The following is a 14,209-nucleotide window of genomic DNA, read 5'->3' on the forward strand; positions in this document are numbered from 1 at the left end:
AAGCAATGTAGGCCCGGTAAGCGCAGCGCCACCGGGCAATAAAAAACCCGCCGATGGCGGGTTTTTTATCACGTCTTCCCGGCTGCTTTTCGCCGCTTATCCAAATCCTTAATCAGCCTGTTCACCCCGTCATCGGCAAACATCTTCTCAAGCGTTGTGGACAATTTACGACGCCAGTTCTTGTACTGATAGCTGGTGCCCGGAATGTTCACCGGCTCTGCCATATCAATCCAGTCTTCCGGCTGTAGCCCCAGCAGGGCGCTGTTGCTGTCGGCAATGTAGCGCTGCAAGCCGCGGTTGAGCGTAGACGTCATCGACATCAGCGACGCCTTATGTCCGGCGCGTTTCGGCAGGCAACCATGTTTATGCAGCGCATCAAGCAGACCCTGTTTCGCCAGTTCGCGATCCTGATACAGTCCACGCAGGACCTCTTCATCAGGATACAGCCCCAGCGTTTTACCGAGCGTCAGGTCGCCGCTTTCCCAGTAGCCTCTGAGCGTAGGAAGATCATGCGTCGTCGCGACTGCCATTGATTGTTCCGGATACGCTTTCGGCGCGCGGAAGGTTTTCTCATGGTCGTTCTCAAAATAGAGCACTTTGTAAGAGTACACCCCGCTGTCGCGGAGTTTACTGACAATCTCAACCGGTACAGTACCGAGATCTTCGCCGATCACCATGCACTGATGACGTTTACTTTCCAGCGCCAGGATCGAGAGCAGATCGTCAACCGGGTATTGTACATACGCCCCGTGATCGGCCGTTTCACCGTACGGTATCCACCACAGACGCAGCACAGACATCACGTGGTCGATGCGCAGCGCTCCACAGTTCTGCATATTGGCGCGCAGCAGGTCGATAAACGGCTCGTACGCGCGGGCGGCCATCACGTGCGGGTCCATTGGCGGCAGGCCCCAGTTCTGACCAAGCGGGCCAAGAATATCTGGCGGCGCACCGACGGAGGCTTTCAGGCAGTAGAGTTCACGGTCACACCAGGTTTCTGCACCACCTTCTGCGACACCCACAGCCAGATCGCGGTACAGGCCAATCGGCATTTTATACCCCTGGCTCACCTGCCAGCAGGCAGCAAACTGGCTGTAGGCCAGCCACTGCAGCCACAGGTAGAAGTCCACCTCATCAGCATATTTCTTACAGAAGGCTTTCACTTCAGGCGTATCAACGGATTGATACGCTTCCGGCCACACCGGCCAGCCCCAGCGCATTTCATCCTCTTTGACCTGATACGCATGCAGCGCGTCGAACGCCGCCTGCCAGTAAAGGCTCTCGCCCTCCTGCATGACAAACTGGCGGAAGGCCGACATCTGTTCGTCATCGCGTTTCGCGAAGCCTTTCCATGCCAGACGCAGCGCCGCCATCTTCAGCGCGGTGACGGTGGCATAGTCCACCCAGTCCGCATCGCGCGCCTGCTTCAGCGCCTGCTGCGTGGTACTGAGTTTCCACCACGCCTGCGCCTCTTTGCTGTTTTTGAAATCGTCTAACGCGTTAACGTCAATGTAAATCACGTTCAGCCAGCGGCGGGACGACGGGCTGTACGGGCTGGCGCTCTCCGGGTTCGCCGGATAGAGTGCGTGGATAGGGTTGAGTCCAATAAAGGCACCGCCACGCTCGCCGATGTCTGCCAGCATCTTTTTCAGATCGCCAAAATCACCGATGCCCCAGTTACTGTCCGAACGCAGCGTGTAGAGCTGCACGCAGGCACCCCACAGCTTTTTGCCTTCGAGCAACGCCTGTGGTTCATAGCAGCGTTTTGGCGCAACAATCACCCGGCAGTGATAACGCGCATCACCCTGGGTGAGCGTCAATGAGTGGTAGCCCTCCGGCAGCTTCGCCGGAAGATGCATTGTTTTTCCGCCAGTGGCGTGTCCCTTGTGCTGCTGCCCCTCTTCGGTAGTGAGCAGCCAGCTAAACTCGCCGCGCCCTGCCACCGCCAGCGGCATTTTTTTGCCCCCAGTAAAGACCTTCACATTGGGGACAGGAGCAACCGACGCTTTCGCGTCGGGTTTGTGCATGGCATCCAGCAAACGCCTTTTGGTGTCCGCACCAATAGACTGCGGTTTGCCGTGAGCATTAATGTAACTGAGGCTGATCCCCGCCGCCTGCGCGGCACTGTCCAGACGTTTACTCTCCATCGCGCTTCCTTAGCGTTTTGCCTGCCAGATACGGGCCTGATAATCACGGATTGAGCGGTCCGAGCTGAACATGCCACAGCGGGCGGTGTTCAGGATACACGCACGGGTCCAGGCGTCCTGGTCGCGATACAGGACATCGACCTGTTTTTGCGCGTCCACATAGGCTCTGAAATCCGCCATGACCAGATACGGATCGCCGCCCTGTTTGCCCATGCTGTGCAGCATCTGGTCAAACGCGTGCTTGTCGCCGTCGCTGTATTTGCCGCTCTCCAGCTCTTTCAGCACCGCATCAAGCACTTTGTCTTTCTTACGCCATTTCACCGGGTCGTAACCTTTGGCTTTGATGGCTTTCACTTCTTCCACAGTATGGCCGAAGATAAAGATGTTCTCTTCGCCGACCTTCTCCGCGATTTCGACGTTCGCGCCGTCGAGCGTACCGACGGTCAGCGCGCCATTCAGCGCCAGCTTCATGTTGCCCGTGCCGGAAGCCTCTTTACCTGCCGTGGAAATTTGCTCAGAGATATCCGCCGCCGGGATCAGCATCTCAGCGGCAGAGACGCAGTAATCCGGCAGGAACACGACCTTCAGCTTGTCACCTACTTTCGGATCGTTGTTGATCGCAGCAGCCACTTTGTTGATGGCAAGGATAATGTTTTTCGCCAGATAGTAGCCCGGTGCCGCTTTCGCGCCGAACAGGAACACGCGTGGAACGCGGTCAGCCTGAGGGTTCTCGCGGATCTCTTTGTACAGCGCCAGAATGTGCAGCAGGTTCAGGTGCTGGCGTTTGTACTCATGCAGACGTTTAATCTGGATGTCGAAAATGGCATTCGGGTTGATCTCAATTCCGGTACGCACTTTCACAAACTCCGCCAGACGAACTTTGTTCTCCTGCTTGATGGCGCGGTACTGCTCGCGGAATTTCGCGTTGTCGGCCTGTTTTTCCAGGTTGATGAGCTGGTCCAGATCGTTGGCCCACTCTTTTTTCAGGGTTTTATCCAGCAGGCCGGCCAGCAGCGGGTTGCACTGCTTAATCCAGCGACGCGGCGTGATGCCGTTGGTCACGTTGTGGAATTTGGTCGGCCACAGCTGGTGGTATTCCGGGAAGAGATCTTTCACCACCAGATCCGAGTGCAGTGCCGCCACGCCGTTCACCGCAAAACCGCTCACCACGCACATGTTCGCCATGCGCACTTGTTTATCGTGAACCACCGCCAGCTTCGCCCAGACGGCTTTATCGCCCGGCCAGGTTTTCTCCACCAATTTTTTAAACTGGTCGTTAATCGTGTTGATGATCTGCATATGGCGCGGCAGCAGGGCTTTCACCAGTTTCTCATCCCAGCACTCCAGCGCTTCCGGCATCAGAGTGTGGTTGGTGTAGGCGAAGGTGCGGCTGGTGATCGCCCACGCGTCATCCCAGCTCAACTGATGCTCGTCGATCAGCACGCGCAGCAGTTCAGGAATCGCAATGGTCGGATGCGTGTCGTTAAGCTGGATCACTTCGAAGTCCGGCAGTTGTGCCAGCTTGCGGCCCGCCAGGTGATGACGACGCAGGATATCCGCTACAGAGCATGCGCACTGGAAATACTGCTGCATCAGACGCAGTTTTTTGCCCGCCAGATGGTTGTCGTTCGGGTAGAGAACTTTGGTCAGCTTCTCGGCGTCGATACCCTGCTGCTCGGCGCGCAGGAAATCGCCGTCGTTGAATTTGGTCAGGTTGAACGGATGGGCGTGCTTCGCCTGCCACAGGCGCAGCGGCTGTGCCACGCCGTTACGGTAGCCGAGCACCGGCAGATCCCAGGCTTCGCCGGTAAAGGTGAACGCCGGCTCCCAAAGCCCCTGCTTCGTCACTTTCCCGCCAATGTTCACCTGCACATCCAGCTGCGCGTTGTGGCGGAACCACGGGTAGGTGTTGCGGTGCCAGTCGTCCGGCGCTTCCATCTGGTGCCCATCGGCAAACGACTGACGGAACAGGCCGTACTGGTAGTTCAGGCCATAGCCAATGGCCGACTGGCCGACGGTTGCCATAGAGTCCAGGAAACAGGCCGCCAGACGCCCCAGACCACCGTTACCCAGCGCCGGGTCAATCTCTTCTTCCAGCAGATCGGTAAGGTTAATGTCGTGCTCTTTCAGCACATCGCCTACCTCCTGATACCAGCCGAGGTTTAGCAGGTTGTTGCCGGTCAGACGGCCAATCAGGAATTCCATCGAGATGTAGTTTACGTGGCGCTGGCCTTTCACCGGCTTCGCCAGAGGTTGAGCATCCAGTTGCTCTGCGAGCGCCCCGCTCACCGCCTGCCACCACTGGTGAGGCGTCATTTCGTTTGCAGCACGAAGACCAAAACGCTGCCACTGACGCGTCAGGGCAGCCTGAAATTGAGCTTTGTTGAAGGTAGGCTGTGACATAGGGAATCGGCATCCTGTAGAGAGAAAAAACACATTAGCGCTAGTGTGCCTGGCTCATTCCGCCTCTTCCTCCTCCCGTGGGGGATTAGACAGGGAGGAGTAGCGGGGATGAGCATAAAAGTGTGATCGAGGCCACTCTGCGAGTGTGCTCTGAAGGAGAAAAGATATCCCGGAAGAGTGTCAAAAAAATGAAATGCAGTTTCGTAAGAAATTAATCGGCGCAGAAATGATTACTTACGTAGAATAATATTTCTGCAAATAAGGATTTCCCTGCGTCACTATTCAGTTTGCTGAACGTTACCGAAACTTTATTAACTTTGTCGTGATTATTCCTTGCTGAAACCCGTTTCAGTGATACCGCACTAAAAGCATACAATCCAGCATCCACGCGGGATGTGAGCCATTTTTAGAAAGTTCCGCATTTATGCGGAATGTTTTGTGACAGAGTGCAAATTCACAGCCACAAAACCCAGACATAACTTGCAATAGTCGTCTTATTGGCCGACCTTATATCTATTAATTACGAAGCGCAAAAAAAATAAATTCTCTCGTTCCCCACAGTGAAGTGAAAACTATGTTGATTCCGTCTAAATTAAGTCGCCCGGTTCGTCTTGACCATACTGTGGTCCGCGAACGCCTGTTGGCTAAACTTTCCGGCGCACATAATTTCCGACTGGCGCTGGTTACGAGCCCTGCAGGTTATGGAAAAACAACGCTCATTTCACAATGGGCCGCAGGTAAAAGCGATCTTGGCTGGTACTCTCTTGATGAGGGTGATAACCAGCAAGAACGTTTTGCCAGCTATTTGATTGCTGCTATTCAGCAGGCAACCAACGGGCACTGCGTCACCAGTGAGGTGATGGTGCAAAAGCGCCAGTACGCCAGCCTGTCTTCCCTTTTCTCACAGCTATTTGTTGAACTGGCCGAATGGCATCGTCCGCTGTATGTGGTGATTGACGATTATCATCTGATCACCAATCCGGTGATCCATGAGTCGATGCGTTTCTTCCTGCGCCATCAGCCGGAAAATCTGACCCTGGTGGTCTTGTCGCGTAATCTGCCGCAGTTAGGCATTGCCAACCTGCGCGTGCGCGATCAGCTACTGGAAATCGGCAGCCAGCAGTTGGCCTTTACCCACCAGGAAGCGAAACAGTTCTTTGACTGCCGCCTGACCTCGCCGATTGAGGCGTCCGAAAGCAGCCGCCTGTGCGATGACGTTGCAGGCTGGGCAACGGCGCTGCAGTTGATTGCGTTATCCGCCCGGCAAAATAATAGCCCGACACACCAGTCGGCGCGGCGTCTGGCAGGGATCAACGCCAGCCACCTTTCGGATTATCTGGTCGATGAAGTGCTCGACAGCGTCGATCTCTCCACCCGCCATTTCCTGCTGAAAAGCTCCCTGCTGCGTTCCATGAACGATGCGCTGATTGTGCGCGTGACGGGCATTGAAAACGGTCAGCTCCAGCTTGAAGAGATTGAACGTCAGGGTCTGTTCCTGACGCGCATGGACGATCCCGGTGAATGGTTTAGCTATCACCCGCTGTTTGGCAGCTTCCTGCGCCAGCGCTGTCAGTGGGAACTTGCGACCGAGTTGCCGGATATCCACCGCGCTGCGGCCGAAAGCTGGATGGCACAAGGTTTCCCGAGTGAGGCTATCCACCATGCACTGGCCGCAGGTGATGCCAGTATGCTGCGCGATATTTTGCTCAACCACGCGTGGGGGCTGTTCAACCACAGCGAACTAACGCTGCTCGAGGAGTCGTTAAAAGCGCTACCGTGGGAAAGCCTGCTGGAGAACCCGCGTCTGGTGCTGCTGCAGGCCTGGCTGATGCAGAGCCAGCACCGCTACAGCGAAGTGAACACCCTGCTGGCGCGTGCCGAGCAGGAGATGGAGAGCGAAATGGATGCCACTCTCCACGGCGAATTCAATGCCCTGCGTGCTCAGGTCGCGATCAACGACGGCGACCCGGAAGAGGCAGAACGCCTGGCGATGGTTGCACTGGATGAATTGCCGCTGGCGAACTTCTACAGCCGCATCGTGGCGACGTCAGTACACGGCGAAGTGCTGCACTGCAAAGGTGACCTGACGCGTTCGCTCTCGCTCATGCAGCAAACCGAGCAGATGGCGCGCCGTCACGACGTCTGGCACTACGCTTTATGGAGCCTGATCCAGCAAAGCGAGATTTTATTTGCGCAGGGGTTCCTGCAAGCGGCATGGGAAAACCAGGAAAAAGCGTTCCAGCTTATTCGTGAACAACATCTGGAACAGCTGCCGATGCACGAGTTCCTGTTACGTATTCGCGCTCAGCTGCTGTGGGCGTGGTCGCGTCTGGATGAAGCAGAAAGCTGCGCCCGTCAGGGCGTGGACGTGCTCTCCGGGTTCCAGCCGCAGCAACAGCTGCAGTGTCTGGCGCTGCTGGTACAGTGCTCGCTGGCGCGTGGAGATCTGGATAACGCGCGCAATCACCTTAACCGCCTGGAAAACCTGCTCGGTAATGGTCAGTATCATAGCGACTGGGTGTCAAACGCCGATAAAGTCCGGGTGATTTACTGGCAGATGACCGGCGATAAAAAATCCGCCGCCAACTGGCTGCGCCAGACGCCAAAACCTGAATTTGCCAACAACCACTTCCTGCAAAGCCAGTGGCGGAATATTGCCCGCGTGCAGATCCTGCTGGGCGAGTTTGAGCCTGCCGAGATCGTGCTGGAAGAGTTAAACGAAAACGCCCGCAGCCTGCGCCTGATGAGCGACCTGAACCGTAACCTGCTGCTGCTGAACCAGCTCTACTGGCAGGCTGGTCGTAAAAACGATGCCCAGCGCGTGCTGCTGGAGGCGCTGCAACTGGCTAACCGCACCGGGTTTATCAGCCACTTTGTGATTGAAGGTGAAGTAATGGCGCAGCAATTGCGTCAGCTTATTCAGCTCAATACGCTACCGGAACTGGACCAGCATCGCGCCCAGCGTATTCTGCGCGAGATTAACCAGCACCATCGCCACAAATTTGCGCATTTTGATGAGAACTTTGTTGAACGTCTGCTGAATCATCCAGAAGTGCCGGAACTTATCCGCACCAGCCCGCTCACTCAGCGTGAATGGCAGGTTCTGGGGCTGATCTATTCCGGATACAGTAACGATCAGATTGCCGGGGAACTGGCGGTTGCGGCGACCACCATCAAAACGCACATTCGCAATCTGTATCAGAAGCTGGGCGTGGCGCATCGTCAGGATGCGGTGCAGCATGCGCAGCAGTTGTTGAAGATGATGGGTTATGGCGTGTAAACCCTCTCGGTCTGATGCCCTCACCCCGGCCCTCTCCCACAGGGAGAGGGAGAAAATTTTGTAGGTCGGGTAAGCGCAGCGCCACCCGACACAACCGCTAGCAGAGTTCTAACTGTAGATTGTTATCCTTAATCACCTGCATCACCCCAGCCGGCGGCATCACGTCGGTGTAGACCGCATCCACCATGCTGATGCTGCCCATGTTTACCATCGCGTTACGGCCAAACTTCGAGTGATCCACCACCAGCATCACGTGGCGTGAGTTCTCAATAATCGCCCGCTTGGTTCGCACCTCGTGGTAATCAAACTCCAGCAGCGAGCCGTCACTGTCGATGCCGCTGATCCCCAGAATGCCGAAATCGAGGCGGAACTGAGAGATAAAATCGAGCGTCGCTTCACCGATAATCCCGCCGTCGCGACTGCGTAGTTCGCCACCCGCGAGGATGATGCGGAAATCGTCTTTCTGCATCAGGGTATTGGCAACGTTCAGGTTGTTGGTGACCACACGCAGGTTCTCGTGATCCAGCAACGCATGAGCGACCGCTTCCGGCGTGGTGCCGATATCAATAAACAGCGTCGCGCCGTTCGGGATCTGGCTTGCCACTTTACGGGCGATGCGCTCTTTCTCTGCCGTCTGCGTGGCTTTACGGTCATGCCACGAGGTGTTGACCGAGCTGGACGGCAGCGCGGCACCGCCGTGGTGGCGCAGAATACGGTTTTGATCGGCGAGGTCGTTCAGATCACGACGGATGGTTTGCGGGCTGACGGCAAACTGCTCCACCAGCTCCTCGGTGCTGACGTATCCCTGTTTTTTAACCAGTTCGATAATGGCGTCATGACGTTGTGTTTGTTTCATGAAATATCCCTGGGTATTATGTTCGTTTCCGCGCATGGAGCGTGTCGGCAAAGGCCATCACCAGCCCAACAACCAGCCCGGTGACGTGCGCACCGTTGGCGATAGACATACCAAACAGATCAAACCATCCGGCAATTAGCCATATTAATGCAAAGGTTATTAATCCGCGTTGCAGATAGATGCCGCTTTCAGGGTCGCGCTCGCCTCTGAGCCAGACGTACCCCATCAGGGCGTATACCACACCAGAAAGCCCACCAAACCACGGACCGCTGAATTTATGCTGCACATAGCCGCTTAACAGGGCACTGATAATCGTAATCACGACCAGCTTACCGGTGCCCAGGCGCTTCTCCACGATACCACCGAGATACCACCACCACAGCAGGTTAAAGAGGATATGCATCACCGAGAAGTGCATCAGCGTGTGGGTGAAGTAGCGCCAGACGTCAAAATCCAGAGACGGATCGTAGGGCCACGCCAGGGCAATCATCACGCTCTGGTCGCCCACCACGTTCATCAGGATGAAGACGATAATGCAAGCGGCCATCAGCAGTAGCGTAAAAGGCCCCGCACGCTCACGCAGGGTGGCGAGGAAAGGGAAACGCTGATAATGCAAGCCACTACCGGTCTGACCGGATTGCCAGCTTGCTGCCAGATAGCGCGGATCGGCTGGATTTTCCAGAAACCGCGCCAGCTCGGCATTGACGCGATCGGCCTGGCTTTCATCTGCCAGCCAGATATCGGTTTGCGTATGTTGCTGAACGGTCAGAATGACGCCCTGCGTTGCCATATAGTCGACAAACGCCTGGGCGACGCGCGGGTTGGTAAAGGAGGTGATCATCAACATGGGCGGCGGTCGCTTATTTCCACACAAAAGGGGACAGTATAGCGGGATTAGCGCTCAAACGCGTATTCAACTTCCGCCGGAAAATGCCGGTGCCAGGCATCGAAGCCGCCATCGACGCTGTATACCGCATCGTAACCCTGCTGGAGCAGATACTGCGCCGCGCCTTTACTGCTGTTGCCGTGGTAGCACATCACCATCACCGGCGTGTCGAAATCGTTATCGCGCATAAACGCGCCCAGCGTGTCGTTGGTCAGATGGAACGCGCCCGGCGTGTGGCCCATCGCGAAACTTTGCGGATCGCGGATGTCCACCAGCACCGCCGTTCCCTGGTGCATCTTCTGATGGGCTTCTTCTACGTTAATACATTCAAACTGATCCATGGAGTTCTCTTTCTGTTGTTCTGGTTGGGTGCGCTCTGGTGCCCTCACCCCAGCCCTCTCCCACAGGGAGAGGGAGAAAAGTTAGTCGCACTATTTTACCCCGTAGTGTACGTCCTGGCGGCGGGTAAACGCCATTATGTTATCCATATCACTCTAAATTGTTTTTTTGATGTTACCAAAGGCGCGTTCCTTTGCTATTATGAGCGATATCGAACATTTCTGAGCTTTAACGAAAGTGCGTGAGGGTGTTATGGAAACCAAAGATCTGATTGTGATAGGCGGTGGCATCAACGGTGCCGGTATTGCGGTCGATGCCGCAGGACGCGGTTTATCCGTACTGATGCTGGAAGCTAACGATCTCGCCTGCGCGACATCGTCCGCCAGCTCCAAACTGATTCATGGCGGCCTGCGCTACCTGGAACACTACGAATTCCGCCTGGTCAGCGAAGCGCTGGCCGAACGTGAAGTGCTGCTGAAAATGGCCCCGCATCTGGCGATCCCGATGCGCTTCCGCCTGCCCCATCGCCCGCACCTGCGTCCGGCGTGGATGATCCGCATTGGTCTGTTTATGTACGATCATCTGGGGAAACGCACCAGCCTGCCGGGTTCGAACGGTTTGCGTTTTGGCTCAGAATCGGTCCTTAAACCTGAAATCGTGCGCGGATTCGAATATTCCGACTGCTGGGTGGACGATGCACGTCTGGTGCTGGCGAATGCGCAGATGGTCGAGAAGAAAGGCGGCGAGGTGAAAACCCGTACCCGCGCGACCGCAGCCCGTCGTGAAAACGGCCTGTGGATTGTGGAAGCGGAAGACGTGGATACCGGCGAGAAATTCACCTGGAAAGCACGTGGTCTGGTGAACGCCACCGGCCCGTGGGTGAAGCAGTTCTTCGACGACGGCATGCATTTGCCATCCCCTTACGGCATCCGCCTGATCAAAGGCAGCCACATTGTTGTGCCGCGTGTACATACCCAGAAGCAGGCCTACATTCTGCAAAACGAAGATAAGCGCATCGTGTTTGTGATCCCGTGGATGGACGAGTTTTCTATCATCGGCACCACCGACGTGGAGTACAAAGGCGATCCGAAAAACGTCGAGATCGACGAGAGCGAAGTGAATTACCTGCTGAAAGTGTATAACGCGCACTTTAAGAAACAGCTCGCACGTGATGATGTGGTCTGGACTTACTCCGGCGTGCGTCCGCTGTGCGACGACGAATCTGACTCACCGCAGGCCATCACCCGCGACTATACGCTTGATATTCATGACGTGGACGGCCAGGCACCGCTGCTGTCGGTGTTTGGTGGCAAGCTCACCACCTACCGTAAGCTGGCCGAACACGCGCTGGAGAAACTGGCACCGTATTACAAAGGCATTGGCCCGGCATGGACGAAAGGCGCGGTACTGCCTGGTGGTGACATCGGTGACAATCGCGATGATTTTGCCGCGAAACTGCGCCGCCGCTATCCGTTCATCACCGAAGGCATGGCACGCCACTACGCCCGCACTTACGGGAGTAATACCGAACTGATTCTGGGCGAGGCAAAAGGGCTTGCCGACCTGGGCGAACATTTCGGCCACGAATTATATGAAGCCGAGCTGCGTTATCTGGTTGAGCATGAGTGGGTTCGCCGCTTGGAGGATGCTATCTGGCGTCGTACCAAAGAAGGAATGTGGCTAAACGCCGAGCAGCAGTCTCGCGTGGCGCAGTGGTTGCAGCAACATGCGGGAAAGCGTGAATTGTCGTTAGCGTCGTAATTGAAAAAAAGCCGGGTGGCGGCTCCGCCTTACCGGGCCCACTCGATCCCGTAGGCCCGGTAAGCGCAGCGCCACCGGGCAATGTTTTTACAACCGCACCGGATCAATATGCCAGATGGTATCGGCATACTCTTTGATGGTTCTGTCCGACGAGAAATAGCCCATATTGGCGATGTTACGCATCGCGACACTGGTCCACTTCTCCTGCTGACGATACAGCTCGTCCACCTTGTCCTGACAATCCACATAGCTGCGATAATCCGCCAGCACCTGATAGTGATCGCCAAAGTTAATCAGCGAATCCACCAGATCGCGGTAGCGGCCCGGCTCGTCAGAATTAAACACGCCGGTGGCAATCTGCGTCAGAACCTGGCGTAACTCTTCATCGTCCTCGTAATACTCGCGTGGCGAGTAGCCCTTCTTGCGAAGCGCCTCCACCTCTTCCGTCGTATTACCGAAGATAAAGATATTATCTGCCCCAACATGCTCCAGCATCTCGACGTTCGCGCCGTCCAGCGTGCCGATGGTCAGCGCGCCGTTCAGGGCAAACTTCATGTTACTGGTGCCGGACGCTTCCGTCCCCGCCGTGGAAATCTGCTCTGAGAGATCCGCCGCCGGAATGATCAGCTGCGCCAGGCTCACGCTGTAGTTCGGGATAAACACCACCTTCAGCTTGTCGCCGATGTCCGGGTCATTGTTCACCACTTTCGCGACATCGTTGATCAGATGAATAATGTGCTTCGCCATGTAGTACGCGGACGCCGCCTTACCGGCAAAGATTTTCACTCGCGGCACCCACTCGGCCGTCGGGTCGGCTTTGATACGGTTGTAGTGAGTGATCACATGCAGCACGTTCATCAGCTGACGCTTGTACTCATGGATGCGTTTGATCTGCACATCGAACAGCGCTTTCGGGTTCGCCACCACGTTCAGGTGCAGCGCAAGATACACCGACAGCCGCTTTTTGTTCAGCAGTTTGGCTTCACGCACGGCCTTGTTCACCGTCGGGAAATCAATGTGCTGTTCAAGCTCGCTCAGCTGGCTCAAATCGGTACGCCAGGTACGACCAATGTGTTCATCCAGCACGTCAGATAACGGCTGGTTCGCCAGCGCCAGCCAGCGCCGCGGCGTGACGCCGTTGGTCACGTTGCAGAAACGCGTCGGGAAGATCTTCGCAAAATCAGCGAACAAAGACTGCACCATCAGGTTCGAGTGCAGCTCAGACACGCCGTTTACCTTGTGGCTGATCACCACCGCCAGCCAGGCCATGCGCACGCGACGACCATTTGACTCATCGATGATCGACGCGCGGCTCAGCAGGCCGGTGTCGTTCGGGTACTGCTCCTGCAGCGTCTTGAGGAAGTAATCGTTAATCTCAAAGATGATTTGCAGATGGCGCGGCAGAATTTTGCCCAGCATATCGACCGGCCAGGTCTCCAGCGCTTCACTCATCAGCGTGTGGTTGGTGTACGAGAACACCTGGCAGGTCACCTCAAAGGCGTCGTCCCAGCTGAACTTATGCTCGTCGATCAGCAGGCGCATCAGTTCCGGGATCGAGAGCACCGGATGGGTGTCGTTAAGGTGGATCGCGGTTTTTTCCGCCAGATTGGCGTAGGTTTTGTGCAGCTGGTAGTGACGGCTGAGGATATCCTGAATCGTCGCGGAGACGAGGAAATACTCCTGACGCAGGCGCAGCTCGCGGCCAGAATAGGTCGAGTCATCCGGGTACAGCACGCGGGACACGTTTTCAGAGTGGTTTTTATCTTCCACCGCCGCAAAGTAGTCGCCCTGGTTGAATTTACCGAGGTTGATCTCGCTACTGGCCTGCGCACTCCACAGGCGCAGCGTGTTGGTGGCATCGGTGTCGTAACCGGGGATGATCTGGTCATAGGCCACGGCCAGGATCTCTTCGGTTTCCACCCAACGGGATTTTTTCCCTTCCTGCTGAATACGTCCGCCAAAGCGCACTTTGTAGCGCGTGTTGTGGCGTTTGAACTCCCACGGATTGCCGTATTCCAGCCAGTAATCCGGCGACTCTTTCTGCCGCCCGTCGACGATGTTCTGTTTGAACATCCCGTAGTCGTAGCGAATACCGTAGCCACGCCCCGGCAGCGCCAGCGTCGCCAGCGAATCCAGGAAGCAGGCGGCAAGACGCCCCAGGCCGCCGTTACCGAGGCCAGGGTCGTTTTCTTCGTCAATCAGCTCTTCTAAATCCAGCCCCATCTCTTCCAGTGCGCTTTTGACGTCGTCATAAATACCGAGCGACAACAGCGCGTTGGACAAGGTGCGGCCAATCAAAAATTCCATCGACAGGTAGTACACCTGACGCGTTTCCTGCGAAAGCTGGGCGCGGTTGGAGCGTAGCCAGCGTTCAACTAAGCGGTCACGCACCGCAAACAGGGTGGCGTTCAGCCATTCGTGTTTGTTGGCGATAACCGGATCTTTCCCGATGGTGAACATCAGCTTGTAGGCGATGGAGTGCTTTAACGCCTCAACGCTGAGTGTCGGTGAAGAGTAGCTAAAAGGAGCATTCATAT

Annotated in this window: 8 protein-coding genes; 2 read left to right on the forward strand and 6 right to left on the reverse strand. The window is 56.1% G+C overall.

Annotated features, from left to right (window positions below):
* Window positions 1-68 precede the first annotated feature (68 nt).
* Window positions 69-2,147 carry a 4-alpha-glucanotransferase gene (malQ, locus tag EoCCA6_RS10235; protein ID WP_152082558.1) on the reverse strand — a complete coding sequence of 693 codons (2,079 nt, stop codon included), beginning with the start codon at window positions 2,145-2,147 and terminating at the stop codon, window positions 69-71.
* 9 nt (window positions 2,148-2,156) lie between these two features.
* Window positions 2,157-4,550 (reverse strand): maltodextrin phosphorylase, encoded by a 2,394-nt coding sequence (gene malP, locus EoCCA6_RS10240; protein WP_152082559.1) that lies wholly within the window; start codon window positions 4,548-4,550, stop codon window positions 2,157-2,159.
* A 574-nt stretch (window positions 4,551-5,124) separates the two neighbouring features.
* Between malP and malT the strand changes: the two genes are divergently transcribed.
* Window positions 5,125-7,830, forward strand: a complete 2,706-nt coding sequence (gene malT / locus EoCCA6_RS10245) for an HTH-type transcriptional regulator MalT (RefSeq protein ID WP_152082560.1) — start codon at window positions 5,125-5,127, stop codon at window positions 7,828-7,830.
* A 97-nt stretch (window positions 7,831-7,927) separates the two neighbouring features.
* Here the strand turns inward: malT and EoCCA6_RS10250 are convergent, their stop codons facing one another.
* From EoCCA6_RS10250 to glpE, 3 genes are read right to left on the reverse strand one after another with little or no spacing between them, the layout of a single operon-like run.
* Complete coding sequence (locus tag EoCCA6_RS10250; protein ID WP_008503060.1) at window positions 7,928-8,686, reverse strand: DeoR/GlpR family transcriptional regulator; 759 nt, start codon at window positions 8,684-8,686, stop codon at window positions 7,928-7,930.
* A gap of 16 nt (window positions 8,687-8,702) precedes the next feature.
* Entirely contained in the window at window positions 8,703-9,533 is an 831-nt protein-coding gene (gene glpG / locus EoCCA6_RS10255; protein WP_152082561.1) for a rhomboid family intramembrane serine protease GlpG, read from the reverse strand.
* A 47-nt stretch (window positions 9,534-9,580) separates the two neighbouring features.
* On the reverse strand, window positions 9,581-9,913 hold the full coding sequence (gene glpE, locus EoCCA6_RS10260) for a thiosulfate sulfurtransferase GlpE (RefSeq protein WP_014885552.1): 333 nt from the start codon (window positions 9,911-9,913) through the stop codon (window positions 9,581-9,583).
* Window positions 9,914-10,163: 250 nt separating this feature from the next.
* Here glpE and glpD point away from each other — a divergent pair, with 250 nt between their 5' ends.
* The gene (glpD, locus tag EoCCA6_RS10270) at window positions 10,164-11,672 is read left to right on the forward strand and encodes a glycerol-3-phosphate dehydrogenase (RefSeq protein WP_152082563.1); all 1,509 of its coding nucleotides are present in this window, start codon (window positions 10,164-10,166) and stop codon (window positions 11,670-11,672) included.
* A gap of 87 nt (window positions 11,673-11,759) precedes the next feature.
* On the opposite strand, the gene glgP is transcribed toward glpD, so the two are convergent.
* On the reverse strand, window positions 11,760-14,207 hold the full coding sequence (glgP, locus tag EoCCA6_RS10275) for a glycogen phosphorylase (RefSeq protein ID WP_152082564.1): 2,448 nt from the start codon (window positions 14,205-14,207) through the stop codon (window positions 11,760-11,762).
* Window positions 14,208-14,209 lie beyond the last annotated feature (2 nt).

Source organism: Enterobacter oligotrophicus (assembly GCF_009176645.1).
GTDB classification, from domain to species: domain Bacteria; phylum Pseudomonadota; class Gammaproteobacteria; order Enterobacterales; family Enterobacteriaceae; genus Enterobacter; species Enterobacter oligotrophicus.

Excerpts from the sequence above, each read along its gene's own strand:
- glpG (WP_152082561.1), bottom strand. The coding sequence starts at position 9,533 with ATGTTGATGATCACCTCCTTTACCAACCCGCGCGTCGCCCAGGCGTTT.
- malP (WP_152082559.1), bottom strand. The coding sequence starts at position 4,550 with ATGTCACAGCCTACCTTCAACAAAGCTCAATTTCAGGCTGCCCTGACG.
- glpE (WP_014885552.1), bottom strand. The coding sequence starts at position 9,913 with ATGGATCAGTTTGAATGTATTAACGTAGAAGAAGCCCATCAGAAGATG.
- EoCCA6_RS10250 (WP_008503060.1), bottom strand. The coding sequence starts at position 8,686 with ATGAAACAAACACAACGTCATGACGCCATTATCGAACTGGTTAAAAAA.
- glpD (WP_152082563.1), top strand. The coding sequence starts at position 10,164 with ATGGAAACCAAAGATCTGATTGTGATAGGCGGTGGCATCAACGGTGCC.
- malQ (WP_152082558.1), bottom strand. The coding sequence starts at position 2,147 with ATGGAGAGTAAACGTCTGGACAGTGCCGCGCAGGCGGCGGGGATCAGC.
- glgP (WP_152082564.1), bottom strand. The coding sequence starts at position 14,207 with ATGAATGCTCCTTTTAGCTACTCTTCACCGACACTCAGCGTTGAGGCG.
- malT (WP_152082560.1), top strand. The coding sequence starts at position 5,125 with ATGTTGATTCCGTCTAAATTAAGTCGCCCGGTTCGTCTTGACCATACT.